This window comes from Ruegeria sp. ABF4_144 (genome assembly GCF_056160045.1).
Genome location: NZ_JBSWWK010000001.1, coordinates 3,473,570 through 3,497,526 on the forward strand (window position 1 = coordinate 3,473,570; position 23,957 = coordinate 3,497,526).

The 23,957-nt window shown below is 59.4% G+C and carries 26 protein-coding genes; 15 read left to right on the forward strand and 11 right to left on the reverse strand.

All coding sequences use genetic code 11. From position 1 onward, the window contains the following. Positions 1-6 precede the first annotated feature (6 nt). Positions 7-1,404 (reverse strand): sensor histidine kinase RegB, encoded by a 1,398-nt coding sequence (regB, locus tag ACXAGD_RS17360; protein ID WP_475212143.1) that lies wholly within the window; start codon positions 1,402-1,404, stop codon positions 7-9. A 90-nt stretch (positions 1,405-1,494) separates the two neighbouring features. Between regB and ACXAGD_RS17365 the strand changes: the two genes are divergently transcribed. From ACXAGD_RS17365 to ACXAGD_RS17375, 3 genes are all read left to right on the forward strand, one after another. Continuing rightward, entirely contained in the window at positions 1,495-2,115 is a 621-nt protein-coding gene (locus tag ACXAGD_RS17365) for an SCO family protein (RefSeq protein ID WP_475212144.1), read from the forward strand. 76 nt (positions 2,116-2,191) lie between these two features. Beyond that, on the forward strand, positions 2,192-2,746 hold the full coding sequence (locus ACXAGD_RS17370) for an ActR/PrrA/RegA family redox response regulator transcription factor (protein WP_058283361.1): 555 nt from the start codon (positions 2,192-2,194) through the stop codon (positions 2,744-2,746). 196 nt (positions 2,747-2,942) lie between these two features. Next, positions 2,943-3,338 carry a DUF805 domain-containing protein gene (locus tag ACXAGD_RS17375; RefSeq protein WP_475212145.1) on the forward strand — a complete coding sequence of 132 codons (396 nt, stop codon included), beginning with the start codon at positions 2,943-2,945 and terminating at the stop codon, positions 3,336-3,338. Between the two features lie 28 nt (positions 3,339-3,366). Here the strand turns inward: ACXAGD_RS17375 and ACXAGD_RS17380 are convergent, their stop codons facing one another. Further along, a complete protein-coding gene (locus tag ACXAGD_RS17380; RefSeq protein WP_475212146.1) occupies positions 3,367-3,960 on the reverse strand; it encodes an HD domain-containing protein in 594 nt (197 codons plus the stop codon). A 205-nt stretch (positions 3,961-4,165) separates the two neighbouring features. On the opposite strand from ACXAGD_RS17380, the gene ACXAGD_RS17385 reads away from it, so the two are divergent. The 5 genes from ACXAGD_RS17385 to ACXAGD_RS17405 all read left to right on the forward strand — a co-directional run bounded on the left by ACXAGD_RS17385 (position 4,166) and on the right by ACXAGD_RS17405 (position 8,475). Beyond that, positions 4,166-4,480: a hypothetical protein gene (locus ACXAGD_RS17385; protein ID WP_475212147.1), complete on the forward strand. Its 315-nt coding sequence runs from the start codon at positions 4,166-4,168 to the stop codon at positions 4,478-4,480. 101 nt (positions 4,481-4,581) lie between these two features. After that, a complete protein-coding gene (gene ahcY, locus ACXAGD_RS17390; RefSeq protein ID WP_475212148.1) occupies positions 4,582-5,970 on the forward strand; it encodes an adenosylhomocysteinase in 1,389 nt (462 codons plus the stop codon). A 13-nt stretch (positions 5,971-5,983) separates the two neighbouring features. Next, positions 5,984-6,730: an extensin-like domain-containing protein gene (locus tag ACXAGD_RS17395; protein ID WP_475212149.1), complete on the forward strand. Its 747-nt coding sequence runs from the start codon at positions 5,984-5,986 to the stop codon at positions 6,728-6,730. A 121-nt stretch (positions 6,731-6,851) separates the two neighbouring features. After that, complete coding sequence (locus tag ACXAGD_RS17400) at positions 6,852-7,193, forward strand: DUF2853 family protein (RefSeq protein WP_475212150.1); 342 nt, start codon at positions 6,852-6,854, stop codon at positions 7,191-7,193. A gap of 292 nt (positions 7,194-7,485) precedes the next feature. Then, positions 7,486-8,475, forward strand: a complete 990-nt coding sequence (locus tag ACXAGD_RS17405) for an alpha/beta hydrolase (RefSeq protein ID WP_475212151.1) — start codon at positions 7,486-7,488, stop codon at positions 8,473-8,475. Between the two features lie 9 nt (positions 8,476-8,484). On the opposite strand, the gene ACXAGD_RS17410 is transcribed toward ACXAGD_RS17405, so the two are convergent. From ACXAGD_RS17410 to tsaD, 4 genes are read right to left on the reverse strand one after another with little or no spacing between them, the layout of a single operon-like run. Continuing rightward, on the reverse strand, positions 8,485-8,907 hold the full coding sequence (locus ACXAGD_RS17410) for an EVE domain-containing protein (RefSeq protein ID WP_475212152.1): 423 nt from the start codon (positions 8,905-8,907) through the stop codon (positions 8,485-8,487). Continuing rightward, positions 8,907-9,176, reverse strand: coding sequence for a YciI family protein (locus tag ACXAGD_RS17415; RefSeq protein WP_170326081.1), 270 nt, complete (start codon positions 9,174-9,176; stop codon positions 8,907-8,909). Before ACXAGD_RS17415 ends, ACXAGD_RS17410 begins: the two co-directional genes overlap by 1 nt. Position 9,177: 1 nt before the next feature. Continuing rightward, positions 9,178-10,140 carry an NAD(P)H-dependent glycerol-3-phosphate dehydrogenase gene (locus tag ACXAGD_RS17420; RefSeq protein ID WP_475212153.1) on the reverse strand — a complete coding sequence of 321 codons (963 nt, stop codon included), beginning with the start codon at positions 10,138-10,140 and terminating at the stop codon, positions 9,178-9,180. After that, on the reverse strand, positions 10,137-11,234 hold the full coding sequence (tsaD, locus tag ACXAGD_RS17425) for a tRNA (adenosine(37)-N6)-threonylcarbamoyltransferase complex transferase subunit TsaD (protein ID WP_475212154.1): 1,098 nt from the start codon (positions 11,232-11,234) through the stop codon (positions 10,137-10,139). Before tsaD ends, ACXAGD_RS17420 begins: the two co-directional genes overlap by 4 nt. Positions 11,235-11,331: 97 nt before the next feature. On the opposite strand from tsaD, the gene ACXAGD_RS17430 reads away from it, so the two are divergent. The 3 genes from ACXAGD_RS17430 to ACXAGD_RS17440 are packed head-to-tail and all read left to right on the forward strand — an operon-like array spanning position 11,332 to position 15,142. After that, complete coding sequence (locus tag ACXAGD_RS17430) at positions 11,332-12,045, forward strand: uroporphyrinogen-III synthase (protein WP_475212155.1); 714 nt, start codon at positions 11,332-11,334, stop codon at positions 12,043-12,045. Positions 12,046-12,099: 54 nt separating this feature from the next. After that, positions 12,100-13,575, forward strand: coding sequence for a COG4223 family protein (locus ACXAGD_RS17435; protein WP_475212156.1), 1,476 nt, complete (start codon positions 12,100-12,102; stop codon positions 13,573-13,575). A 10-nt stretch (positions 13,576-13,585) separates the two neighbouring features. Next, entirely contained in the window at positions 13,586-15,142 is a 1,557-nt protein-coding gene (locus ACXAGD_RS17440) for a heme biosynthesis HemY N-terminal domain-containing protein (RefSeq protein ID WP_475212157.1), read from the forward strand. Here ACXAGD_RS17440 and ACXAGD_RS17445 read toward each other — a convergent pair. From ACXAGD_RS17445 to ACXAGD_RS17455, 3 genes are read right to left on the reverse strand one after another with little or no spacing between them, the layout of a single operon-like run. Beyond that, positions 15,139-16,173 (reverse strand): ABC transporter substrate-binding protein, encoded by a 1,035-nt coding sequence (locus tag ACXAGD_RS17445; RefSeq protein WP_475212158.1) that lies wholly within the window; start codon positions 16,171-16,173, stop codon positions 15,139-15,141. The two genes, ACXAGD_RS17440 and ACXAGD_RS17445, sit on opposite strands and share 4 nt — an antisense overlap. Next, complete coding sequence (locus tag ACXAGD_RS17450; protein WP_475212159.1) at positions 16,170-17,561, reverse strand: sensor histidine kinase N-terminal domain-containing protein; 1,392 nt, start codon at positions 17,559-17,561, stop codon at positions 16,170-16,172. Before ACXAGD_RS17450 ends, ACXAGD_RS17445 begins: the two co-directional genes overlap by 4 nt. Beyond that, a complete protein-coding gene (locus ACXAGD_RS17455; protein WP_475212160.1) occupies positions 17,554-18,225 on the reverse strand; it encodes a response regulator transcription factor in 672 nt (223 codons plus the stop codon). Before ACXAGD_RS17455 ends, ACXAGD_RS17450 begins: the two co-directional genes overlap by 8 nt. Positions 18,226-18,373: 148 nt before the next feature. Here ACXAGD_RS17455 and ACXAGD_RS17460 point away from each other — a divergent pair, with 148 nt between their 5' ends. The 4 genes from ACXAGD_RS17460 to ACXAGD_RS17475 all read left to right on the forward strand — a co-directional run bounded on the left by ACXAGD_RS17460 (position 18,374) and on the right by ACXAGD_RS17475 (position 21,961). After that, on the forward strand, positions 18,374-19,342 hold the full coding sequence (locus ACXAGD_RS17460; RefSeq protein WP_475212161.1) for a Bug family tripartite tricarboxylate transporter substrate binding protein: 969 nt from the start codon (positions 18,374-18,376) through the stop codon (positions 19,340-19,342). 72 nt (positions 19,343-19,414) lie between these two features. After that, the gene (locus ACXAGD_RS17465) at positions 19,415-19,846 is read left to right on the forward strand and encodes a tripartite tricarboxylate transporter TctB family protein (protein ID WP_475212162.1); all 432 of its coding nucleotides are present in this window, start codon (positions 19,415-19,417) and stop codon (positions 19,844-19,846) included. A gap of 10 nt (positions 19,847-19,856) precedes the next feature. Further along, positions 19,857-21,395 carry a tripartite tricarboxylate transporter permease gene (locus tag ACXAGD_RS17470; protein ID WP_170326072.1) on the forward strand — a complete coding sequence of 513 codons (1,539 nt, stop codon included), beginning with the start codon at positions 19,857-19,859 and terminating at the stop codon, positions 21,393-21,395. A gap of 113 nt (positions 21,396-21,508) precedes the next feature. Continuing rightward, positions 21,509-21,961 carry an SRPBCC family protein gene (locus tag ACXAGD_RS17475; RefSeq protein WP_475212163.1) on the forward strand — a complete coding sequence of 151 codons (453 nt, stop codon included), beginning with the start codon at positions 21,509-21,511 and terminating at the stop codon, positions 21,959-21,961. A 20-nt stretch (positions 21,962-21,981) separates the two neighbouring features. Here ACXAGD_RS17475 and ACXAGD_RS17480 read toward each other — a convergent pair whose 3' ends face one another. Next, on the reverse strand, positions 21,982-22,851 hold the full coding sequence (locus ACXAGD_RS17480) for an amidohydrolase family protein (protein ID WP_475212164.1): 870 nt from the start codon (positions 22,849-22,851) through the stop codon (positions 21,982-21,984). Then, positions 22,848-23,852: a nuclear transport factor 2 family protein gene (locus ACXAGD_RS17485; protein WP_475212636.1), complete on the reverse strand. Its 1,005-nt coding sequence runs from the start codon at positions 23,850-23,852 to the stop codon at positions 22,848-22,850. The genes ACXAGD_RS17480 and ACXAGD_RS17485 overlap by 4 nt, the downstream gene beginning before the upstream one ends. Between the last annotated feature and the right edge of the window lie 105 nt (positions 23,853-23,957).

Below are 23,957 nucleotides of genomic sequence, written 5' to 3' on the forward strand. Positions count from 1 at the left end.
CTTAACTCAGATCTGGATATGCTGGTTTTCACCTGAAAGGACAGGGGTATCGCCAGTTTGGGCATCCACCAGATTGCGTGGCCACGATACCCTCACGATCGCGCCACGGCGTTCGGGATTGTCACAGAGGGTCTGGTACGGGTCCGAGCCGTTGGCAAAGTCCAGTTCGGCACCGCTGCGTTCAAGCAGGGTTTTGGCTATGAACAGGCCCAGGCCCATACCTTCGTATTCCGGGCGGGTTCTTTGATCTTTTTCGGCCCGACGCCGACGCATGAACGGATCACCGATCCGACCGATCATTTGTGACGGATACCCGCGCCCGTCGTCCATGATGTTTACGGTGATCTGCTCTGCGGTCCACTCGGCCTCGACCCAGACGTTTGAGCGGGCGAAGTCCACTGCATTCTGGATCAGGTTGCGCAATCCGTGAATTATCTCGGGCTTGCGCAGGATCGAGGGTTGCTGCACATCACCATCCCCTGCTGGACCTTCGGCAAAGTGAACGAACTTGCCTCGATGGATGTGCGGTTCTGCGGCCTCATGTACTACGGCGGACAGAGGTGCCTGACGCAAATGCAGATCATCTTTTCCGGCCCGGCCCATGTCACGCAGAATATCGCGGCAGCGGTTGGCCTGTTCGCGGATCAGGGCAGCATCTTCTTTCAGATCTGGTCGGTCATCCAGTTCTTCGATCAGTTCGGAACTGGTCAGCTTGATGGTAGCCAGCGGCGTGCCTAACTCATGCGCCGCGGCTGCGACCACGCCGCCCAGATCGGTCAGTTTCTGTTCCCGCGCCAGTGCCATATGCGTGGCCGAGAGCGCCTCGGACATGGATTGCACTTCGGAGCTGACGCGGTGGGAGTAGGCCCCTATGAATACGATGGCGATCACGACCGCCGCCCAGTTGCCGAACAAAAGCAAATCGGGAATCTGCAGTATGAGGCCTTGCTCGGTACGCAAGGGCAGGTGGAACTCAGCCAACAAACTTGTCAGAGCAATCGCCACCGCCCCCACAATAACGGTCGAGCGGGTGCTCATAACATTGGCTGAGATTGTGACCGGCCCCAGAAGCAGCAGCGCAAAGGGATTGTTCAGGCCGCCGGTCAGGTACAACAGGATGGCCAATTGTAACAGGTCGAACAGCACCATCAGGAAGTTCTCAAACTCGGTCAGGCGCTTGTTTTTCGGAAACAGCAGTATGGCGGTCATGTTGCCCATGACCGAAACGCCGATGGCCAGATAACACAGCGCCAGTTCCAGCTGCACATGAAAATACTGCTGCGCAACCGTGATTGCCGTGAACTGACCGATGATGGCCACCCAGCGCAGCAGGATCAGTGTGCGCAGTCGAATCCAGCTACTGCGTTCCTGACTGCGCCATAGTGTGATGTTGGAATTTGCCATCGGTCGATTATGTCCTGTTGCATCGGCTGATCATCTTGATAGGTGTCCGGGCCGAAACGATCAACAACCCCTCATCTCAGGATTGATGTCATGATCCGTCTTTACGCCATCCTTGCAACCGTTGTTCTGGCCGTCGGTCTGGGCGCCATGTGGCTGCTGACACGTGGGGCTGGGTCTGATGACCAGTTCGCACAATGCCGTTCGGCCCAGATCGCAGGCGGCACCGCTGCAATCGGCGGCCCGTTTGAACTGGTCAACGGCAAGGGTGAGACGGTCACCGACACCGATGTGATAACTGAACCGACGCTGGTTTATTTTGGCTATACGTTCTGCCCCGATGTCTGCCCCTTTGACATGTCGCGCAATGCCGAGGCCGTGGATATTCTGGCCGAGCGCGGACAGTCTGTGACACCGTTGTTCATCTCGATCGACCCTGACCGAGACACGCCGCAAGTGGTGGATGACTTTGCCTTCAATCTGGGCGGAAAGACCATCGCGCTGACCGGTTCGCCCGAGCAGGTCAAGGCCGCCAGCCAAGCTTACAAAACCTACTACCGGGCGCATGACAAAAGCGACGAGTACTATCTGGTCGACCATTCCACCTTTACCTATCTGGTGACGCCAGAGCAGGGTTTTCTTGAATTCTTCAACCGCGATGACACTGCTGAACAGATGGCTGACAAGGTTGGGTGTTTTCTTGACAAGCTCTGATGCGTTTGACCTTTGGAATGGCGCTGCTATTACTCATGTTTAAGCCAACGGCGTGAAATAGCGGAAAGAACAGAATATGGCGGACAGCTCTGACCTCGATATCGGCCCCGATAAATCCCTGCTTCTGGTGGATGATGACGAGCCGTTTCTGAGACGTCTGGCCAAAGCCATGGAAAAGCGCGGGTTCGAGGTCGAAACCGCGGGTTCCGTCGCCGCCGGTCGCGCCATCTCCACCGCCCGTCCGCCCGCCTATGCCGTCGTTGATCTGCGGCTTGAGGATGGCAACGGTCTGGATGTGGTCGAGGTTCTGCGTGAAAAACGCCCCGACAGCCGGGTTGTGGTTCTGACCGGATATGGCGCGATTGCGACTGCTGTGGCCGCCGTCAAGATCGGCGCGACCGATTACTTGTCGAAACCCGCTGATGCCACCGACATCACCAGCGCACTGCTGGCCAAGGGCGACGAACTGCCCCCGCCACCGGAAAACCCCATGAGCGCGGATCGCGTGCGCTGGGAGCATATCCAGCGGGTCTATGAGCTGTGTGACCGGAACGTCTCTGAGACCGCCCGTCGCCTGAACATGCACCGCCGGACGTTGCAGCGGATTTTGGCGAAACGCAGCCCGCGGTAGCCCTCTTTCTGGCCGATTAAAGCGGATTTCAACGCACTCTAGCAGTGGAATAATAGTCTAGCGCACCGTTTTGATAGTACGTCAGGATTTCTGGTGCCAGTTCCCAAGGCTGTATACTGAAGCGAAATTCAGTTGTTTTCGTGTTAAATAACAAGAAATGATGATATGTGAATGCCGTCCAATCGCGGAGAGTGGAATGAACAATCTTTCGACGGCATTTCGGCGGGCCCTGTCAAACTACGCTAATTTCAACGGGCGAGCTTCGCGTCCGACATTTTGGTGGTGGGTATTGGCCGTAATTCTCGTTCTTGTGGTGACGCGGATAATTGACGGGGCCCTAATCGCGCCGATGCTTGGATTTGGTGCGTTCGAGCCGAGCGCCGGCCAACCGCTGTCAGTTCTGGTGTCGCTTGGGCTTTTGCTTCCCAATCTTGCGATCGGAGCCAGACGTTTACACGACATTGGACGAACCGGTTGGTGGCTGTTGATTGGCTTCATTCCAATAATCGGAACCTTAGTCCTACTATACTTCTACATTCAGCCAAGTCAGGCTGGTGCGAACGATTTTGGAGACCCGGACATCTTCCCCTGACCCGCTGGGTCAAAGACGTGGCTTAGGGCTACAGCTCCCGCAGCAATTCCCGATGACGTGCCGTATACGCCTTTCGGACCTCAACCGGCGGGCGCAAGGTAATCTCCAACCCTTCCATCACCGCTTTGTCCGGGCGGCCAAAGAATTTGGCCGCCTCGGCTTCAGAAAAGCCCGCGATCTGGGTGGCCTCCATCCAGGCGCTGATCTTGTCGGCCTTTTTGATCTGCCGTTTCACCGTTTTCGGCACCGCAGCGGGTAGGCCGAAGCGGATGTGGATCGCTGCTGCCAGGCGGTCATCCAACGCACCGTAATCGGGGCCGACGGCGGATTTGACCGGTGAGATCATATCTCCGATCACATATTCCGGCGCGTCGTGTAACAAGGCTGCGAGCCGCCATTTCACCGGTGCCTTCGGCGCAATCCGGCTAAAAAGTTCCTCGACCAGCAGGGAATGCTCGGCCACGGAATAGGCAAAGTCGCCCGCCGTTTGGCCGTTCCAGCGGGCTACAAAGGCCAGTCCGTGGGCGATATCTTCGATTTCGATGTCCACCGGGGTCGGGTCCAGCAGGTCCAGCCTGCGACCCGACAACATCCGCTGCCATGCTCTAGGTTGTGTTGCCATTCTGCCATACCATGTGAAGTTGGACACGTTAATTTCGTGCTTTTGTGTTATGATGTACCTGTCGAGATCACCAGCTGCCAACTTTTTCTTGACCAGTCGTGCTTTGAACCAGTGCGTGGTGATACCGACATTTGTGCTGAGGGGGGTGCATGCTCCTCCTGGTGTGCCCCTCTCGGAACGTAACTCGTATCGAAAGGAGCTAGCTATGTTTAAGCGACTGTTTGGAATTACCTTGGCCTTTGGAATGGCCGCCACTGCCCCACCCGCATTTGCCCAAAGTTGTGCACAGCGCGAGCATGTGATCGCCAAACTGCAAGACAGCTATTCGGAAGAGCTGGTCTTTGGCGGATTGCAGAAAACGCGTGGCGCGCAGGCGGTCATGGAGGTCTGGACCTCGAAGGAAACCGGAAGTTACACGGTTCTAGTGACCCAGGCGAACGGCATTAGTTGTATTGTCGCCGTTGGCACAGATTTTTTTGAAGCGATCCCGAAGATTAAGCTAAAGGGACAACCCAGCTGAATTAAACGGCGGAAAACCCCGTTTCCGGCCATTCGCGTTGCCACCTGCCCCAAGGAATGTTAGGGGCAGCCAGAACGTGATTTACCGGAATGGAGCACCTGATGGCCGGGGACTATATCGTCAAAGACATTTCATTGGCCGGGTTTGGCCGAAAAGAGCTGGATATCGCCGAAACCGAGATGCCGGGACTGATGTCCCTGCGCGCAGAATATGGTGAAAGCAAGCCGCTGAAAGGCGCGCGGATCGTTGGTTCGCTGCACATGACCATTCAAACCGGGGTTCTGATTGAAACGCTGGTTGCGCTGGGTGCGGATGTGCGCTGGGCGTCGTGCAACATCTTCTCGACCCAAGACCACGCTGCGGCCGCGATTGCCGAAGCCGGCATTCCCGTTTTCGCCATCAAGGGCCAGACGCTGGAAGAGCACTGGGATTACCTGGACAAGTCCTTCCTGTTCGATGAAGGCCCGAACATGATCCTGGACGATGGCGGCGACGCAACGCTCTACATCCTGCTGGGCGCACGCGCCGAAGCGGGCGAAGACATCATCCCTGTTCCGGGTTCGGAAGAGGAAGAGGTGATCAAGAAGCAGATCGCCAAGCGTATGGCGGCAAGCCCGGGCTGGTTCACCAAGATGCGTGATCAGATCAAAGGCGTCTCCGAGGAAACCACCACCGGTGTGAACCGCCTGTACCAGCTGGTGAAAGAAGGCCACCTGCCGTTCCCCGCGATCAACGTGAACGACAGCGTCACCAAGTCGAAATTCGACAACAAATACGGCTGTAAGGAATCGCTGGTCGACGGTATCCGCCGCGCCACCGACACCATGCTGGCGGGTAAGGTTGCCGTGGTTTGCGGTTATGGCGACGTTGGCAAAGGCTCGGCCGCTTCGCTGGCAGGCGCAGGTGCCCGTGTGAAAGTGACCGAAGTTGACCCGATCTGCGCCCTGCAGGCTGCTATGGACGGCTTTGAAGTCACTCTGCTGGAAGACGAAGTTGCTTCCGCTGACGTGTTCATCACCACCACTGGCAACAAGGACGTGATCCGCATCGAGCATATGCGCGCGATGAAGGACATGGCTATCGTTGGAAACATCGGCCACTTCGACAACGAAATTCAGGTGGCCAGCCTGAAGAACCACAAATGGACCAACATCAAGGAACAGGTGGATATGATCGAGATGCCCTCGGGCAACCGCATCATCCTGCTGTCCGAAGGTCGTCTGCTGAACCTCGGTAACGCAACCGGTCACCCGTCCTTTGTGATGTCGGCCTCGTTCACCAACCAGGTTCTGGCGCAGATTGAGCTGTTCACCAAAGGCGACGAGTACAAGAACGACGTCTACATCCTGCCCAAGCATCTGGATGAGAAAGTGGCCCGCCTGCATCTGGACCGCATCGGCGTGAAACTGACCAAGATGGATGCCGAGCAGGCCGCTTACATCGGTGTGAAACCCGAAGGCCCCTACAAGCCCGAGCATTACCGCTACTGATCGCGGGTCGGGAATGACCAAACGCTCGAGACGCCGCTGGATTCTGTATCTGGCGGCGTTTTTCTTTTCTATCATCGTATTTCTATTTCTTGTTGGTTCTGGCGGGTGGTTGCTGCTGTCTCACCCGAAAACACCCCTGCCGGCACATTGGAATCCGTTGCGGGACTTATCAGTAACCGCCCCGGTGACACCGGTTACCCGATACCAGTTGAACCGGGCTTTGGCAGATGATGCGCAATGCCGTTCAGCGTTGTCCGAGGCTGGTGTTCAATTCGCACCGATGGAAGATCTTGTCGTGGATCAGAACTGTGGGATTTCGGGTCGGGGTGAGCTGTCACAACTAGGTCAGGCCCGCCTCGCACCGGTTGAAACACGCTGCGCCACTGCACTACGGCTGGCAATGTGGGAGCACCATGTGGTCAACCCCGCTGCTCGGAATATCTTAGCAACCAAGGTCCAGCGCATCCGTCATTTGGGCAGCTACAATTGCCGCCGTATGCGCACCGCTCAGGGTGAAAACAGCGGTTGGAGCAGTCACGCCACGGCGGATTCGATTGATATCATCGGGGTAGAGCTTGAGGATGGGCGAAAGCTCAGCTTGCTTCAGGACTGGACAGCGCCCGGGCCAGAAGCCGAATTCCTGCACCAAATCGGGCAGGGCGCCTGCGATTGGTTCCGGGTGGTTCTGAGCCCCGATTTCAACCGTCTTCATGCGGACCATTTCCATTTGCAAGGCCCCGGTTGGGGCTATTGCCGATAGAGCGCCCTCAATAGGGGGAGAAACTGCAGTTTTTTTTCCTTTTGGGATGACCACAGTCGCGGCTAGTCTTTCTGGGAACGGCGCAATGCGCCGTAACAACACAAGTTTAGGAGATTTGGACATGGGTAAACGCGACGAGCTGATCGCCAAATATGCTGAAGACCTGAAAGGCAAATGCGGGATGGACCCCGATATGGACCTGCTGACCAAGGTCACTATCGGTTGTGGTCCGGCGATCTATGACGCCGACGCGTCTACAGTGGCAGCCACGCAGGACGGTGAGCTTGAGACCGTAAAGAACAACTTCCTTATCAAAAAGCTGGGTCTGGCCGACGGTCCCGAGCTGATGGAAGCGATCAATTCGGTTCTGGAAACCTATGGCATGTCCGAGCGCAACAAGTACCGCGCGGTGGTCTATTACATGCTGACCAAGCATTTCGGCAAAGAAGCCGTCTACGCCTAGGCCACACGTTTTCCAATGAAACGCCCGCCACCCCATCGGCGGGCGTTTCGTATTTGAGCCTTATTTTAGGGACTTGGCATTTGAATTGACTTCCGAAACCCGGCTATAGTCCGAGAGTGACCAGGACGGTCAGAACCAGAGATTTCCATACGCGTGTGGTGAGTAGGGAGCACGCGGGGGTAGGGAAGGTTCTGCATCCGTCAGGACCTTCCCTTTTTTCACATTCTGCTTTGAGATCAACGGTATCGCCAGATAGACTCGACCGAAATTTAAAGTTGTTTGTGAGAGTGCCATGCCATTCAAGAACCGAAACAGCGAAGACAAGTCGGGTGTTTCAATCAAAGAGGCCGGCAGTTTCTTTGCTGGTGGGCACAGGGTGACACTCACTGGTCAGCCGATCCAGAAGATACAGGTAGCGCGGAACGCGCCTGCCCGAACGGTTGACATGAATGGCGATTACATCACCGGGCAGTGCTACGTTCAGTATCTGTTTCAATCCGCACCCGTATTCGATGCCCCGCTCATGTTCTGGCACGGGGGTGGAATGACGGGTGCCACATGGGAATCCACACCTGACGGTCGCACCGGATGGCACAACTTCTTTCTGAACGCGGGTTTCGATACATATCTCTGTGATGCGGTCGAGCGCGGCCGGGCAAGCTGGTCGCCATATCCTCAAGTCTACAAGGACGATCCCGTGTTTCGCACTCAGAACGATGTCTGGACCATGTTCAGGTTCGGGCCGGTGGGTGCGTATGAGTCTGAGGAAAGCGCAAGAAAGCCATTTGACGGCATCAGATTCCCGCTGAATGCGTTGGATAAGTTGGGTGCTCAACTGGTGCCACGTTGGACAACGCATGCGGAAATTACGCTTGATGCCTATTATCAGGCGCTTGCGCGGGTTGGTCCGGTCTGGCTGATCGCCCACAGTCAGGGTGGCAACTTTGCGTTGGAAGCGGCCGCAACGCATCCGGAGTTCTTTAAAGGCGTTGTTGTCATCGAACCGGCCTCGGCCCCCCCGGTCACAGGCAGGGCTGCGCAAGTACCGCATCTGTTTGTCTGGGGCGATTTCATCGATGAGTTTGCGATCTGGACCTTTTATCGTGCGAAGGCAGATCAGCATGTGGATCAGCTGCGATCAGAGGGCGGTTCGGTTCAAGTTATCGACCTTCCCAGCGAAGGGATAACCGGGAACTCGCATGTCATGATGATGGATGACAACTCGGACCAGATCGCCGCTCTGGTGCTGGATTGGATCAGGAAAACAGCGCAATCCGCGTAAGCGAATTGCTCAGTCTGCCTGCGTATCCCCAAGTGCGCAGATAACCAGCCATTCGGTGTCGCTAACCGGCTGCACCGACAGGCGAGAGTTTTTCACCAGCACCATATCGGCCAAACGCTCATCCGCCTTGATCTGGTCCAGCGTCACCGACGTTGTGAACGGCCGCACCGCCTTGATATCCACGCATTCCCAACGCTCATCATCAGTGGTGCTGTCGGGGTGGGCCTCGGCGCAGACCTCGACGATACCGACAATCGCCTTGTCTTTTTGCGAGTGATAGAAAAACCCGCGATCGCCAACGGCCATCTGACGCATGAAATTGCGCGCCTGATAATTGCGCACGCCGTCCCATTCTTCGCCTGAATCCCCTTTGGCAACCTGCTGGTCCCAGCTCCAGGTTGATGGCTCGGATTTGAACAGCCAAAACGCCATCAGCCAATCACCTTCTTCCACGGGATCAGGTCAACGGACTGGAACAGCCCTGCCTTAGCATAGGGATCGTTTTCGGCCCAGATTTCAGCAGCGGCCATATCCTCAACCTCAAGGATCACCAGCGAGCCGATCATCGCGTCACCGTTCAGCAACGGACCGGCCTGCGAAACGACGCCGGTTTCCTCGATATAGGCCAGATGGGCCGCGCGGTTGTCCAGCCGGGTTTGCAGGGCGCCGTCCTTGTCACGGGCGATGAGGGCGATCAGCATGTTATTCCTCCTTCAGGGGTCGGTTGAGCAGGGTTTCGATGGCTTGTGCGACGCTGTAGGCGCCATGGCTTAGGTCTGCCACTGTGGCGCTGATGGGCATGTCCAGGCCTTCGTTGGTGGCGATATCGGACATGGCGCGCGCGGTGGCGACACCTTCGACAGTGGTATGGCTGTCAAAGGCCTTGTTCAGACCCAAACTAAGGCCAAAACGGTAGTTTCGAGACAACTCGGACGAGCAGGTCAGCACGAGATCCCCCAACCCGGACAGTCCCATCAGCGTTTCGGGTTGCGCGCCGCGCATCAGGGCAAAGCGTTGCATCTCTGCAAACCCGCGGGTCATCAGGGCTGCGCGGGCACTGTCGCCGAGGCCTGCCCCGATAGCAGCCCCGCAGCCAATGGCCATGACGTTTTTCAACGCGCCACCCAGTTCCGCCCCAATCACGTCGGTGGTGCGATACAGGCGCAAGTTGGCGGTGGTTAGTTCATGTTGCAGATTCTGGCTCAGATCGTCATCGGCGCAGGCCAGCGTCAGTGCCGTCGGAAGACCGCGCGCAATGTCGTCGGCAAAGCTGGGGCCGGTGAGAAGGGCGGGGCGCGCGTCCGGGATGGTTTCGCGGATAACGGAAATGGGGCCGAGACCGGACGCAAGCTCAATCCCTTTGCAGCAGGCGACCAGTGTTTTCCCAGCCAGCACCGAGGCGTGTTCCGTCAAGGCCGCGCGTAGTTTTTGCATGGGTACGGCCAGCAACAGCACATCGGCCGAAATCGCATTCTGAATATCGGCCGTTACCAGAAGCGCATCCGGCAGCGTCACTTTCGGCAATCGCGCGGTATTCTCGCGGCTGCTCTGCATGTGCCGGGCCTGATCGGGATTCCGCGACCACAGCGTGACCGGTCCGTTCCCGGCCAGCGAAATCGCCAGCGCTGTGCCAAAGGCTCCTGATCCCAGCACCGAAACACTCATGCCTTTGCGCCTTTTTTGCCGCTGCCCAGCATGGCGGGGCTGGTCTGGTCCAAAGGCCAGCGGGGACGTGCGGTCAGGTCCAGACCATCGCGAGCGCCTGTGCGAAACCGCTCTAGCCCGGCATAGGCGATCATGGCGGCGTTGTCGGTGCACAGCGCCAGCGGTGGCGCTGTGAAACGCGCACCTTTTTCGGCGCAAACAGTCTCTAACACAGAGCGTATGGCCGAATTTGCGGCGACACCCCCGGCCACGGCAATCACTGCGTCAGAGGGGTTTTCCTCCAGATACAGATCCATTGCGCGGCGGGTTTTCTCGGCCAGAGTGTCGACGATGGCTTGCTGAAATCCGGCACACAGGTCAGCTCGGTCCTGACGGGTCAGGCCGCCTTTTTCGGCGACAATCTGATCCCGCATCCGCATTAGTGCGGTCTTGAGGCCCGAGAATGACAAATCACATCCGGGCCGGTCCAGCAAAGGCCGGGGAAAGCGGAAACGTTTAGGATCGCCCGAACGCGCCTCGGCTTCGACCGACGGGCCACCGGGTTGTGGTAGTCCCAATAGACGGGCGGTTTTGTCGAAGGCCTCGCCTGGCGCGTCGTCGATGGTGCCGCCCAAGCGGGTAAATTTTTCCGGACCGTGGGCGATCAGGTACTGGCAATGGCCACCCGACACCAAGAGCATCAGATAGGGAAACGCAATCCCGTCGGTCAGGCGCGGCGTCAGCGCGTGACCCGCCAGATGGTTCACCCCGATCAGCGGCAGCCCGGTCGCTGCGCTCAGCCCTTTGGCACACATGACGCCGGACATGACCCCTCCGATCAGACCCGGCCCAGCGGTCACCGCAATGGCATCCATATCCGCTAAAGTCAGGCCCGCGGCCTCCAGTGCTTGCACCACGCAGATATCAAGCTTTTCCGCATGGGCACGCGCAGCAATCTCGGGCACCACGCCGCCAAAGGCGCTGTGCAATTCGGTTTGGCCGTGCACAATGGACGACAGCACTTCGGCCCCGGATCCGTCGGTTTGGCGCACCACGGCGGCGGCTGTGTCGTCACAGCTGCTTTCCAGCCCGAGGACGGTAAGTGTTTGCACCATTGGCTTGATCCGTTACACCTTGATTGCCAAGCGGGGTATCACCCTGCGCGGATGCAAACAATCCCAAGGCGGAAGGCGCCGACTGTTGTATTTGCTGATGACCCGCCCGCGTGCTGCCTCTGAACGGTTTGTCGCGCAGCTGCCGACCCGCACCAGATCACGGGTCGAGGTCATCTATTCCCCAATTCTCGAGATCAAGCCGCTGCCGATCAGCGTCGATACCAACGGTGTGCGTGGGCTGATTTTCACTTCGGCCAACGGTGTGAATGCCGCGGTGTCGTTAGATTTGGCGCGGGACATGCCTGCTTTTTGCGTCGGTCCGTCTACAACCGGCACTGCAAAAGGCGCCGGGTGGGATGCGCAGATGGTTGGCGCGACTGCCGAGGAGTTGGTGGCCTATCTGTTGAAACACCGGCCCGACAGCCCGCTGCTGCACCTGCGCGGCGAACACAGTCGGGGCAATATCGCCACCCGCCTGACCGAGTCAGGCCTGACCGTGCGCGAACAGCCCGTCTATCAGCAACGCCTGTTACCGCTGACACCCGAGGCTGCCGCGGCCGCCGAGGGGGATGTTCCGGTCGTTGCGCCCTTGTTTTCGCCTAGAACGGCGCGACAATTTGCCGATATCTGGGTCGGTTCAGCGCCCCTTTGGCTGGCCGTAATCAGCGAAGCAACGGCGGAACCCCTTTATTCGTTGGACTATGCGCGCCTGAAGATCGCCAAAGAGCCAACACCGAAGAAAATGCAGAAAGCCGTTAAAAAGCTTGTGAAACTTGCGATGCGGGTTGAGGGCGGCGAGACCACCGATTAACCTAGAGTGGCCTGTTATTCATGTGAAATTGGATTCGATAAGGGGAATGTTGCGGTGGCTCGTAAGAAAAAAACCGATCAAAAGCCAGTGGAAGACCCCAAGTCGGACGAAGCGGTTGAAACCGTTTCCACGCAGGACGATGCACCTCTTGACGCGGCCGGGCCGGTAGACGAGGCCCTTTCCGAAGCCGAAGCCGAAGCCGAAGCCGAAGCCGAAGCCGAAGCCGAAGCCGAAGCCGAAGCCGAAGCCGAAGCCGAAGCCGAAGCCGAAGCCGAAGCCGAAGCCGAAGCCGAAGCCGAAGCCGAAGCCGAAGCCGAAGCCGAAGCCGAAGCCGAAGCCGAAGCCGAAGCCGAAGCCGAAGCCGAAGCCGAAGCCGAAGCCGAAGCCGAAGCCGAAGCCGAAGCCGAAGCCGAAGCCGAAGCCGAAGCCGAAGCCGAAGCCGAAGCCGAAGCCGAAGCCGAAGCCGAAGCCGAAGCCGAAGCCGAAGCCGAAGCCGCCATTGAGCCGGTAGTGGAAGAACCCGTTGCGGCGGTCGCGGAACAATCCAAAGACCCTGAACAGCAAAAAGGCAGCGGCTTTGTGCCGGCTCTGCTGGGCGGTGTACTTGCTGCCGGGATCGGGTTCGCCGCAGGCAGCGCGGGTTTCTTCGGGTCTGGTGAATCCGACGGCCTTGCCGCGCTTGAAGCCAAGCTCAACGATCAATCCAGCCAGATCGAGGCGCTGACGAAGTCCCTGGCCGAAAGTTCAGCCAGTTCGGATGTAGACAGTAAAATCGCTGCCCTGACCGATCAGATCACACCGATCAGCGCGGAACTGGATGCGGTGAAATCCGGGCTCGACGGGCTGGCGGGCAAAATCGACCCTCTGGCCAGTCGTCTGAGCGATCTGGAAAGCGGTGCGCTGACGCAAGGCGCCTCGCCCGAGACCTCGGCCGAATTTGAGGCCGAACTGAAGAAACTGCAGGATTCGCTTACTGCGCAGCGGGCCGAAGTGGAAAAAATGGTCTCGGACGCGCAGGCGCTTGAGGCGCAGGCAGCTGCCAAGGCGCAAGCGGCCAGCAATGCGGCGGTCCTGTCTCAGATACACAGCCAACTGGACGCGGGACAGCCTTATAACAGCCTGATGGACGAACTGGCGGCTGGCGGCGTGACCGTACCCGATGCTCTGTCAGCCCCGGCAAAAGAAGGTGTTGCGACCCTGGCCGCTCTGCGGAGCTCTTTTGCGCCTGCGGCCCGAAGCGCGCTGGCGGATGCGCGCGATGCCGACAAGACCACAGGTTTGGTCGCCTTTCTGCAACGCCAGACCGGCGCGCGATCGGTGACGCCGCAAGAGGGCGATAGCCCGGATGCGGTCCTGTCTCGGGCCGAAGCTGCATTGGCGGGTGGTGATGTTGCCGCCGCGCTGAACGAACTGAAATCCCTGCCCGAAGCGGCCCAAACAGCGATGGCCGATTGGGAGCAGGCGGCTCAGACTCGTGTGGCCGCCGTGGACGCCGCAAATGCGCTGCAATCCAGCGTAAACTCGAACTGAAGGACCTGCCATGCTGTGGTCATTGTTAAAGATCCTTGTTTTTGTAGCGATTATCGGCCTGATCGCCGTGGGTGCGATGTTCCTGATGGAAACCAGTGGCGGCGTGCAGATTACCGCGTGGGGTCAGGAATTTACCCTAGGCCCGCTACAATCGGTGATAGCGCTGGGCGTGCTGGTTGTCTTGATCTGGGTGTTCTTCAAGCTGTTGACCCTGTTGATCGCGACGCTGAAATTCCTAAACGGGGATGAAACCGCGCTGTCGCGCTATTTCGACCGCAACCGTGAAAAGCGGGGCTATCAGGCGCTTTCCGATGGTCTGATGGCGCTGGCCTCGGGCGAGGGTCGCGTGGCGATGAACAAGGCCTACAAGGCCGAAAAGCTGCTGAACAAGCCGGAATTGACCAACCTTCTGGTGGCGCAGGCGGCTGAGATGAATGGGGATACCAAAAAGGCGTCGGAGACCTACAAAAAACTGGTCACCAACAACGCCACCCGCTTTGTCGGTGTGCGCGGCATCATGAAACAGAAGCTGGCCGAGGGCGATGACGACACCGCCCGCAAGCTGGCTGAAAAAGCGCTGGCGATCAAACCGCGCCATGCCGAAACTCAGGATATTCTGTTGGGTCTTCAGACCAAATCGCAGGACTGGAGCGGCGCGCGTTCGACCCTGACCGCCAAGCTGAAGGCCGGTCATCTGCCGCGCGACGTGTTCAAACGCCGCGACGCGGTGCTGGCCTTGTCCGAGGCCAAGGATATTCTGGCCGAGGGCGCAACGGTCGAACAACAGGAACACGCGATCGAGGCCAACCGCCTGTCGCCTGATCTGGTGCCTGCCGCCGCGATGGCCGCGCGGGCCTACATCGAAAAGGGCAAACCGCGTGCTGCGACCAAGATTCTGAAAAAGGCGTGGGAGGTGCAGCCGCATCCTGATCTGGCCCATGCTTTTGCTGAAATCGCACCGGATGAAACCCCTGAGGCGCGGATCAAACGCTTTACCGCGCTGACCCGCATTCATCCGGAAAACCCGGAAACGCGTCTGATCCTGGCCGAGTTGAACATCGTGGCCGAGGATTTCCCCGAAGCCCGCCGGGCGTTGGGTGATGTTGTCGAAAAACAGGCCGACGCGCGCGCTTACACGCTGATGGCGGCGATTGAGCGGGGTGAGGGTGCCTCGGACGCGGTAGTGCAGGGCTGGCTGGCCAAGGCGCTAAACGCTCCGCGTGGGCCGCAATGGGTTTGCGACAATTGCCACGACATTCAGCCCGAATGGGCACCGGTCTGTCAGAACTGCGGCAGCTTTGACACGCTTAGCTGGCAAACCCCACAAACACCCGAAATCGCTACGGCCACCGGCGTTCACATGTTGCCGCTGATCATCGGCGCGCTTGAGGACAAGTCCGAACCAGCGCCAGAGCCAGAACCCGAACCTGAGCCGGAACCTGAAATCGAAGAGGTCGAAGAGACGGTCGAGCCCGAGGTTATCGAGATGGAGGCGGAACCGGTCCGCCCCGATATCGAACCAGCGGTCAATGCTGAAGGCGAACCGGTGGTCGAGAAACAGGCCTAGCGCGCGGTTTCCACGTCAAAGGCATCGTTCCACAGCTTGAACAGCTCTGCCCGGCGGTTTTGGTCGCGTGCGACCAGCAACGCCGGGGACAACGCGATAAAACGGCGGGCGCTGGGCGTCAGGCCGGTCTCAGATGCGTCCATCTGGGCTACAAGGCCTGAGGCTGCCAGCAGATTTTGCGCCTCGGGTGACAGCAGGAAATCCAGAAATTCGGTCGCTGCATCCTTGTTGCCTGCCTGTGCCGGGATCATGAAGGCGCGGGACAGGACCAGCGTGTAATCCTCGGGCAGGATCACGCCCACACCGGGCGCTTTGGCGTTGGCCACGTAAGACCCCAGAACATTGTAGGCGATCAGAAACCGCCCCTCGGCCACATCACGGATGATCTCAGACGAACAGCAGGTGGCTACGGCGTCAATGCGGGCAAAGCCTTCGATCAGAGAGCCAAAAGTCGTGGCCTCAAGGCTGTCACCATAGGCGAACAGGTATCCCAGGCCCGAGGCGGCGATGTCATAGGTCGCCACCCGACCCCGTAGCAGTTCGGGCTGCGTGCGCATTGCGTCTAGCAGAGCGAAGCGGTTTCGAGGCACTTGCTGATCGTCCAGCAGCGCCTTGTTATAGGCGATGACAGCGGGTTCGGTGGTGATTCCCCACAGCTCATCCCGCCAGCGCCGCGCATCCGGTAGGGCCTCAGTTCGGGGCGAGCGATAGCGGTGGGCACAGGCGGAATTAACCAGCCACACCATCTGCTGAATGGCCGAGGAAAACACCACATCAGCGGGGCTCTGCCCGCCCTTGCATACCGTTCGGCTGTGTTGAAACAGCGCGTTCGATCCCCATTGTTCGTAGGTGACTAACAGGTCGGGGTTCAGCTCGGCAAACCGGTCTAACACCGGGGCGATGATGGCGATGTCGGTGGTTGACCGGATCAGCATCGGGTCATTGCCGCTGCCGAAGCTGGCTGTGGCTTCCTGCGCGCGCGGGGTGCCGGGCAAGGCAAACAGAAGGCAGATCAAAAAGGCGCGGATCATTCCATCCCCCTCGTGGCCGGAAAGCTGAGTGCTGCGCGAAACCCGATATCGTCGCGGGCCATTTCAACCTTGCCATCAAAAGCCTCGGCAGTGGACTTCACGATCGACAGACCCAGCCCACTGCTGTCTTCGCCGGAGCCGGTGGTGCGGTTGAAACGGTCGCCGATGTGATCGGCGACAGGCGTGTCAGGCCCGGGGCCGTGATCGCGCACCCACAGAACGGCGCGGGTGCCCTCTTGCGTCGCTCCGATGCTGACCGGAGGGTCTCCATGCCGCAGCGCATTGCCCAGCAGGTTCTTGGCGGCCTCGCCAAGAGAAAAGGCGTCGGCGTTGATAAGTACCGGAGAGTCACCGATCTCCAGCCGCACTTCGACACCGGGTGCGACCAGTTCGTGGTCGCTCTGTTCCAGGACGTCCAGCGCCACCTCGCGCAGGTCGACGGGGCGGCGGGGGGCGCTGTCGATGCGGTGGATCACCATGGCGCGTGACAGCAATTGATCCAGCAAGGTACCGAGCGACCGCGTCCGCCGCAGCAACCTGTCCAAAGCCCGTGCGCGGGCCGGGGGCTCGGGGTCATCCTGCGCAATCTCGGCCTGTACCCGGATGGCGGCGACCGGGGTGCGCAGCTGGTGCGCGGTATCGGCGATCAGGTTGCGCATCGTGTCCACCTGCCGGTCGAGCCGCCCCATGAAACGGTTCATCGCATGTAGCATTACCTGCAGTTCACGCGGCAGCCCGTCGCTGGCCATCGGTGTCAGGTCATGTGGGTCACGCAGGGTCAGGTCATCGGACAGGGCCTCAAGCGGGCGCAGGGCAGAGCGTGTTACGAACCACGACATGACCAACAGCAAAATGCCTGCAACGGCCATGGGCAGCAAAGCGTCACGCATCAAACCGGCGGTCATGGACTGACGTGCGCGCAAGGTTTGGCCAACCAGCACTTCAACCTCGCCCGAGAATTCCCGTTCAGCAAACAGGCGGGCCACGCGGACAAATCGGGCGGGTTCTCCGTTCAGGTCAGCGGTGAAATAGAAGGGTGCAGCGCTGGGTTGCTGTGGCACTTCGATCACCGTGTCGCGGTCCAGCCCGGTGATGAACGGACCACCGGGCACCTGCACCGCATAGAAAATCCGGTCATCCGGGGCCTGCGCCAGCAGTTGAAAGGCCGAAACCGGCAGATCCACGAACGGCTCACCATCCTGAATGCGCACGGATTCGGCAATATCGCTGGCTGCGCCCAGCAGTAGACGATCATAGGCTTGCCGTGCCGCCAGCCGGCCATTGGCCCAAATCGACAGTGCCACCAGACAGCCGCCGAGGATCAGGATCAGCATCACCGCGCTCAGAACCCGCGCCGTTAGGCTGTAGGGCAAGTGCAGCCTAGCCATCCAGACCGATCCGATACCCGACCCCGCGTTGGGTGGTGATGCTGACGACACTTCCGGTGAACTTCTTACGCAGGCGCGCGATATAAAGCTCAATCGCGTTTTCACCCACATCAGCGTCTTCAAAACCGTAGAGCGAGTCATAGAGTCGTGTTTTGGACAGGTATTGCCCCTCGTGCCGGATCAGCGCGTCCAACACAGCGGCCTCGCGTGCGGTCAGGGTCAGGCGCTTGCCCTCCAGTGTAGCGCTGCGGTCTTTGGGGGCATAGATCAGCGGACCCAATGTGATCTGCTCGCTTTTGCGGTCAGCGTCCCGGCGGACAAGAGCGCGCAATCGGGCCTCCAATTCGCGCTGATCAAATGGCTTGCCCAGATAATCGTCGGCACCTTTGTCCAAGGCGGCCACCCGATCCTCGACCGAGGTCAGCGCAGTCAGCATTAGAACCGGTGTGCGATCCCCTGAGGCGCGGATCTTGCCAAGGAAGTTCAACCCGGACCCGTCGGGCAGGTTGATGTCCAACAGCATCGCGTCATAGCTTTGCACCGCGCGGAAATCACTGGCAGATTCCACCGTGGTGGCCAAGTCGCACACCACGCCGGACCGGGCCAGATGTGCCACGACGCCCTCGGCCAGATCCTCGGCATCTTCGATCATCAAAACGCGCATGACCCCTCCCAAAGTCGAACGCCGGAACTGTGACAGGTTCGTGACAGCATTATTCGGTAAACAGTTACGACCTGCAAGGACACGCGCCTGCGGGGATCGGTTTCGGTCGCGGAAGAGCGGCCCAAAAAGACCTTAGGAGGAGACACGAATGAAACTGTTTGGAACCAGTGGCGCGATTGCGGCTGCTGTTTTTGCCCTGTCCGGCGTGGCCGCCAGCGCACAGGAATGTATTGCCCCGGCCAACCCCGGCGGCGGCTGGGATTTCACTTGCCGTCAGGTGGGTAAGTCGCTGCAGGATCTTGGTCTGATCGACCAGACCATGCAGGTCGTGAACCTTGCCGGTGGTGGCGGTGGTGTGGCCTTTGCCGAAGTGGTGAACAAGCGTGGCGAGGATAACGAACTGATCGTTGCCGCCAGTGCCGCCACTGCGACTCGTCTGGCGCAGGGTGCCTATCCGGGCAACACAATGGATCAGGTTCGCTGGCTCGCGGCCATTGGGGCCGACTATGGCGTGATCGCCGTGGCGGCGGACAGCCCGGTCAACACGCTGCCCGAACTGCTGGACCAGATCAAAGCCGATCCGGCGTCGGTGTCGGTTGCTGGCGGGTCGGCCGTGGGTGGCTGGGACCATCTAAAGGTGCTGATCGCGGCCAATGCTTATGGCATCGACGACGTGCGCTCGGTCAAGTACATCGCCTTTGACGGTGGTGGTGAAGCGGTGACTCAGTTGCTGGCCGGATCGGTTCAGGCCTTCACCGGCGATATCTCCGAGGCCAAGGGTTTCGTGGATTCCGGCGACATCAAGGTGATCGCCGTTCTGGCCCCCGAACGCCTGCCCGGTGAATTCGCTGATTTCCCAACCGCCAAGGAGCAGGGCATTGACGCCATCGGTGCAAACTGGCGCGGCTTCTATGCCCCCGGTGGTATGACCGATGAGGCTTATGGTGATTGGGTCGGCAAGATCGGTGATCTTTATGCCTCAGACGAATGGAAGCAGGTGATGGCCGCCAACGGTCTGGCGCCGTTGGACCTGCAGGGTGCAGCCTTCCAGGACTTCGTCGCCGAATCCGTGGGTCAGATCCAGACGATCTCGAAAGAGATCGGGATCATCAAGTAACACCACTCACCGCGATCCGGGCACCATGCTGTGCCCGGATCCACTCATTTACCCGAACAATAGGAGACACCGATGAGTGACCGTATCTTCGGGGTCGTCGGACTGCTGCTCGCCATCGGATTTGCCTTTTCCGCTTTGGCGATCGAGGAGAGCTTTCTGTCCGATGCCGTCGGACCCAAAGCCTTCCCCCTTATCATCGCTGCCATTCTGGGCCTGTCGAGCATCGTCATTGCCCTGCGCCCGGATACCGAACCCGAATGGCCCGCGCTGGGCCGTCTGGTCGAGGTCGGCGCCGCCGTGGTGATGATGATCCTTTACGCCGAGCTTCTGCCGGAAATCGGCTTTGTCATCGCCACTGCCTTTGCCGCCGCCTACCTGGCCTGGCGCCTGGGGTCCGGGCCAATCGAATCCGTTCTGGTGGGCATCGGCACCTCGGTCGGTATCTACGTCATTTTCCATCTGGTTCTGGGCCTGTCGCTGGCCCGCGGCCCGCTGGGGTTCTGAGGAATAGAAAATGGAAACTCTTGCATCCCTCGGAGACGGTTTCGCCATCGCGCTGACATGGCAAAACCTGATGCTGGCCCTGCTGGGTTGTTTTTTGGGCACGATCATGGGCGCGCTGCCCGGTCTGGGCCCATCAAACGGTGTGGCCATCCTGATCCCGCTGGCGTTCACGCTGGGGCTGGGGGCGACGCCGTCGCTGATCCTGCTGACTAGTGTCTATTACGGGGCAATGTACGGGGGTCGGATATCTTCGATCCTGCTGAACATCCCCGGGGACGAGCCCGCCATGATGACGTGCTTAGACGGACACCCGATGGCCAAAAAGGGCTTTGCCGGTGAGGCGCTATCGCTTTCCGGCATCGCATCCTTCGTCGGTGCGTTTCTGGCGACGTGGGGCCTGATCTTCCTTGCACCGCAGCTGGTGAAGATCGCGTTGTTGTTCGGACCGGCCGAGTATTTCGCCCTGTTCGCGCTAGCCTTCATGACGCTGGGTGGCGTGTCCTCGACCAATCAGGCGAAATCGGCCTTTGCCGCTGCGCTGGGTCTTGGATTGGCGACGATTGGCGTGGATACCCAAACCGGCGTCCCGCGTTTCACTTTTGGCGAAGTGCATCTGTATGACGGGCTCGATTTCCTTGTCGCCATCGTGGGCCTGTTCGCCCTGTCCGAAGTGTTCATCTTCCTCGAACACCGCCATGGCGGGTCGGATGCCGAAGGCCGCAAGTTGAACATCGGCCGCCTCTATCCGCCGATGTCGATGGTCAAGAAATGCACGCCGACCATGCTGCGGACTTCATTCCTGGGCTTCATCGCGGGCGTTCTGCCGGGGGCTGGTGCGTCGTTGGGTTCGTTTATCTCGTACTCGATGGAGAAACGGCTGGTCGACAAGGAAAACACCTTCGGAACCGGTGATCCGCGTGGCGTGGCCGCGCCTGAGGCCGGGAACAACGCCGCCGCTGGCGGTGCGCTTGTGCCGATGCTGGCGCTGGGCGTGCCGGGATCGGGCACCACGGCCGTGCTGCTTGCGGTTCTGCTGGCGCTAAACATCACACCCGGTCCGCTGCTGTTCACACAGAACCCTGATGTGGTGTGGGGCCTGATCGCTGCGCTGTTCATCGCGAACTTTATGCTACTGGCGATGAACATCCCGATGGTTGGCCTGTTCACTCGTGTCCTCATGATCCCCTCGCGCATCCTGATGCCGATCGTAGCGATGGTTAGCTTTGTCGGCATCTACGGCATTTCGGGCTCTAGCTTTGACCTGCTGGTGATGATCGGGTTCGGCGTGATGGGCTGGGTCCTGCGCAAGCTGGACGTGCCACTGGTACCGATCATCCTTGGCACGCTCTTGGGCAACTCGATGGAGAACAACCTGCGCCGCGCGGTCACCATCGACAACGGCAACTGGTGGACCCTGATCGACAGCCCGCTGTCCATCGCGCTGTGGTCCATTGCCATTATCGGTTTTGTTCTGCCCCTGATCGTGGGTGCGCGGGTCAAGGCCAAGATGCACCAGCGCCGGGATGAGGAAGGCGCGATCAGCGATTGATACTACAGGTGCCGCCGGTCATGGATCGGCGGCGCCCAAACAGCCTCTGGTAAGATGCGGTGGAACCTGTAACTTTGCTGAACAAGGCAAGCCACTGATCGAAGGAAGCGCGCATGGACCTGAGTGATGAAATCCGCATTTCGGCACCGCGGGATGTCGTGTACCAAGCCCTAAACAACCCCGAGATCCTGCAGGAGTGCATTCCAGGCTGCGAAGAACTGACCCAGAACGCGCCTAATGAGCTTGCGGCCAAGGTTGTGCTGAAAATCGGCCCGGTCAAAGCCAAGTTCGCCGGAGAGGTCACGCTGGACACCTCCAACGCCCCTGATGGGTTTTCCTTGTCCGGCGAGGGCAAGGGCGGCGCTGCGGGTTTTGCCAAGGGCGGGGCCGACGTGACGCTGACCGAAGACGGGGACGAAACGGTGCTGTCTTATACCGCCAAGGTCGATGTCGGCGGCAAGATCGCCCAATTGGGCAGCCGCCTGATCTCGGGCACGGCCAAAAAACTGTCGGGCAAGTTCTTCACCCGATTTGGCGAGATCGTGTCCGAGCAAGCGGCGTCCTGACTGGAAGAACACCCTGCCAGCTACATCTGATAGAAATGCTGCGCGGTGCGCCCGAAGACCTGATCGTGGTCTGCTTCGGGCACCAGGGCTTTGTGTCTGGCAATCAGGTCCGGGTAATTGGATGACAGGCTGTCGACCGGAAAATTAGACCCAAACATGCAGCGTTCGGGCCCGAACTGGGTCAGACAGGTCTCAACGAGGGGCTTGACGCTGTCGGCGTTCCAATTGTGATCGAACATGCCAAGACCCGAGAGCTTGCAGGTCACCTGCGGCAGGGCTGAGAGGGACCGCAACGCTTTGGACCAACTTTCCAACCCCTTTTCGGATCGGTCATGCGGTGACCCGGCATGGCACAGCGCCACCTGCGTTGTCGGTGCCTGATCCAGCACGGCGGCGGTCCGCACCATCAATTCGGGCAATAGTTGCAGATCAAAGGACAGGCCGCGATCGCCCAGTTGTTTCAGCCCGGCCAGAAACTTGGGATTGTCCAGCAGGTCGTTGGTGCCCGAAAGCTGATCCTCGCCCGGCGCACGGCCGATGATCTGGCGCACGCCGCGCAGTGAGGGCAGGGTTTGCAACCGGTCCAGCTGTTCGGTCAAATCACCCGCAGTCAAATCACAAAATGCTACCTGCACCAGCGGCCAGCTCGGAAATTGATCAGTGACGGACTGTACCCATTGCGCCTCGGCCCAAGGATCGGCAGCGCCGACCTGAATATGGACCGAAGCCGAAAACCCTGCGGCTTCGGCATCAGCGCGGAATTCAGGCAGAAGATAGTTGCGCTGAATCGGAGTTGGATCACCAAAGAACCGAACTGCACCTTTTTCCATCAACCAAGGATAGTTCACGGCGTTCAGGTCCCAAAGGTGGTGATGCGCATCAATCCTCATGGTGTTTCAATCCCTGTTGTTCGGGCCAAAACATCGACTCCCTGCTGTTTCCAGAAATGCAGAAGGTCGATGAAAATCCAGTTCTCGGCCAGTTTATCCCCAGCGCGGCGGTAGATGTCGATCACCCGGAACTCACCGGGTTTTCCGGTGGCGGGCATACCCATGAACCCGCCCGTCGGCACCGCGGTGAAATTGGGCCAACCGAAGAACCCGCCGTAATGCCCCTCGGCCAGACGGCAGATATGTTTGGTCTTGGAGCGGTCAGAAAAACCGGCACGGAACGGGCCAGAATGCTGTTTCGCATAGCGCTCGATCGTGTAGGTGGCGCCGATCCCTTCGGGACCCCACCAGATCATGTCGTCATTCCATGTGCGGGCCAGCTCATCCTCAAGCGACAAGCCGCTGTTCCATTGGCCGAGGTCCGAGATCATGGCGTTGATTGCCGCCAGCGTCTTATGGCCTTCTTCCTCAGGCTGGTCTGCATACAGAAGACCGTCATGGGTCAGCGGCCCGGGTTGGATCAGATGTGCTGCGGTTTGCGGTGGAAACGGGTTGTGTCCAGCCTGAACCATCAGATGCGGAATGTCGAAATACATCGCCGTTTCGGCAATCTTGCCGTCTACGATCCGGTGAAACTCGCAATAGCGCAGAAAGGCCATCTTGCCGGTAGGACGTATCCCAAGCCATGGCGTATCGAACAGGCCCATAAGGTGACCCATCGAAACCACCCAGACATCCGCACCTGGTTCCAGAGAGTTGGTGCCAGCGAAGAAGACATCCTGACGGCGCTGCATCCGTTTCAAGCTGGATTTCAGCGGCTGCCAGAACGTGCGCGCCACCGCGTCCGCACCGGTGATTTCGTCGAAGGGGTGAAAGCCGCGCCACAGCAAATCCTGCGCGCAGAACTGCCCAAAAACGTCGGGCAGATTCGATTCGTCTACTGAGTCGAGGGCCTCGAAGAACGAGGAGACGAGTGTTTTTTCTTCCTGAAAGCTCACGATTGCACCGTTTTCCTGATGGCTTGCTTCGGATTTAAGCGATTGAGAATCGCTGGTTAGGGATTTTTTGCATACGTATGCAAAAAAGTCTTGCCAGAAATGATTCAC

Bases quoted from the DNA above. Each gene is read 5' to 3' on its own strand.
- regB (WP_475212143.1), bottom strand. From the start codon at position 1,404: ATGGCAAATTCCAACATCACACTATGGCGCAGTCAGGAACGCAGTAGC.
- ACXAGD_RS17365 (WP_475212144.1), top strand. From the start codon at position 1,495: ATGATCCGTCTTTACGCCATCCTTGCAACCGTTGTTCTGGCCGTCGGT.
- ACXAGD_RS17370 (WP_058283361.1), top strand. From the start codon at position 2,192: ATGGCGGACAGCTCTGACCTCGATATCGGCCCCGATAAATCCCTGCTT.
- ACXAGD_RS17375 (WP_475212145.1), top strand. From the start codon at position 2,943: ATGAACAATCTTTCGACGGCATTTCGGCGGGCCCTGTCAAACTACGCT.
- ACXAGD_RS17380 (WP_475212146.1), bottom strand. From the start codon at position 3,960: ATGGCAACACAACCTAGAGCATGGCAGCGGATGTTGTCGGGTCGCAGG.
- ACXAGD_RS17385 (WP_475212147.1), top strand. From the start codon at position 4,166: ATGTTTAAGCGACTGTTTGGAATTACCTTGGCCTTTGGAATGGCCGCC.
- ahcY (WP_475212148.1), top strand. From the start codon at position 4,582: ATGGCCGGGGACTATATCGTCAAAGACATTTCATTGGCCGGGTTTGGC.
- ACXAGD_RS17395 (WP_475212149.1), top strand. From the start codon at position 5,984: ATGACCAAACGCTCGAGACGCCGCTGGATTCTGTATCTGGCGGCGTTT.
- ACXAGD_RS17400 (WP_475212150.1), top strand. From the start codon at position 6,852: ATGGGTAAACGCGACGAGCTGATCGCCAAATATGCTGAAGACCTGAAA.
- ACXAGD_RS17405 (WP_475212151.1), top strand. From the start codon at position 7,486: ATGCCATTCAAGAACCGAAACAGCGAAGACAAGTCGGGTGTTTCAATC.
- ACXAGD_RS17410 (WP_475212152.1), bottom strand. From the start codon at position 8,907: ATGGCGTTTTGGCTGTTCAAATCCGAGCCATCAACCTGGAGCTGGGAC.
- ACXAGD_RS17415 (WP_170326081.1), bottom strand. From the start codon at position 9,176: ATGCTGATCGCCCTCATCGCCCGTGACAAGGACGGCGCCCTGCAAACC.
- ACXAGD_RS17420 (WP_475212153.1), bottom strand. From the start codon at position 10,140: ATGAGTGTTTCGGTGCTGGGATCAGGAGCCTTTGGCACAGCGCTGGCG.
- tsaD (WP_475212154.1), bottom strand. From the start codon at position 11,234: ATGGTGCAAACACTTACCGTCCTCGGGCTGGAAAGCAGCTGTGACGAC.
- ACXAGD_RS17430 (WP_475212155.1), top strand. From the start codon at position 11,332: ATGACCCGCCCGCGTGCTGCCTCTGAACGGTTTGTCGCGCAGCTGCCG.
- ACXAGD_RS17440 (WP_475212157.1), top strand. From the start codon at position 13,586: ATGCTGTGGTCATTGTTAAAGATCCTTGTTTTTGTAGCGATTATCGGC.
- ACXAGD_RS17445 (WP_475212158.1), bottom strand. From the start codon at position 16,173: ATGATCCGCGCCTTTTTGATCTGCCTTCTGTTTGCCTTGCCCGGCACC.
- ACXAGD_RS17450 (WP_475212159.1), bottom strand. From the start codon at position 17,561: ATGGCTAGGCTGCACTTGCCCTACAGCCTAACGGCGCGGGTTCTGAGC.
- ACXAGD_RS17455 (WP_475212160.1), bottom strand. From the start codon at position 18,225: ATGCGCGTTTTGATGATCGAAGATGCCGAGGATCTGGCCGAGGGCGTC.
- ACXAGD_RS17460 (WP_475212161.1), top strand. From the start codon at position 18,374: ATGAAACTGTTTGGAACCAGTGGCGCGATTGCGGCTGCTGTTTTTGCC.
- ACXAGD_RS17465 (WP_475212162.1), top strand. From the start codon at position 19,415: ATGAGTGACCGTATCTTCGGGGTCGTCGGACTGCTGCTCGCCATCGGA.
- ACXAGD_RS17470 (WP_170326072.1), top strand. From the start codon at position 19,857: ATGGAAACTCTTGCATCCCTCGGAGACGGTTTCGCCATCGCGCTGACA.
- ACXAGD_RS17475 (WP_475212163.1), top strand. From the start codon at position 21,509: ATGGACCTGAGTGATGAAATCCGCATTTCGGCACCGCGGGATGTCGTG.
- ACXAGD_RS17480 (WP_475212164.1), bottom strand. From the start codon at position 22,851: ATGAGGATTGATGCGCATCACCACCTTTGGGACCTGAACGCCGTGAAC.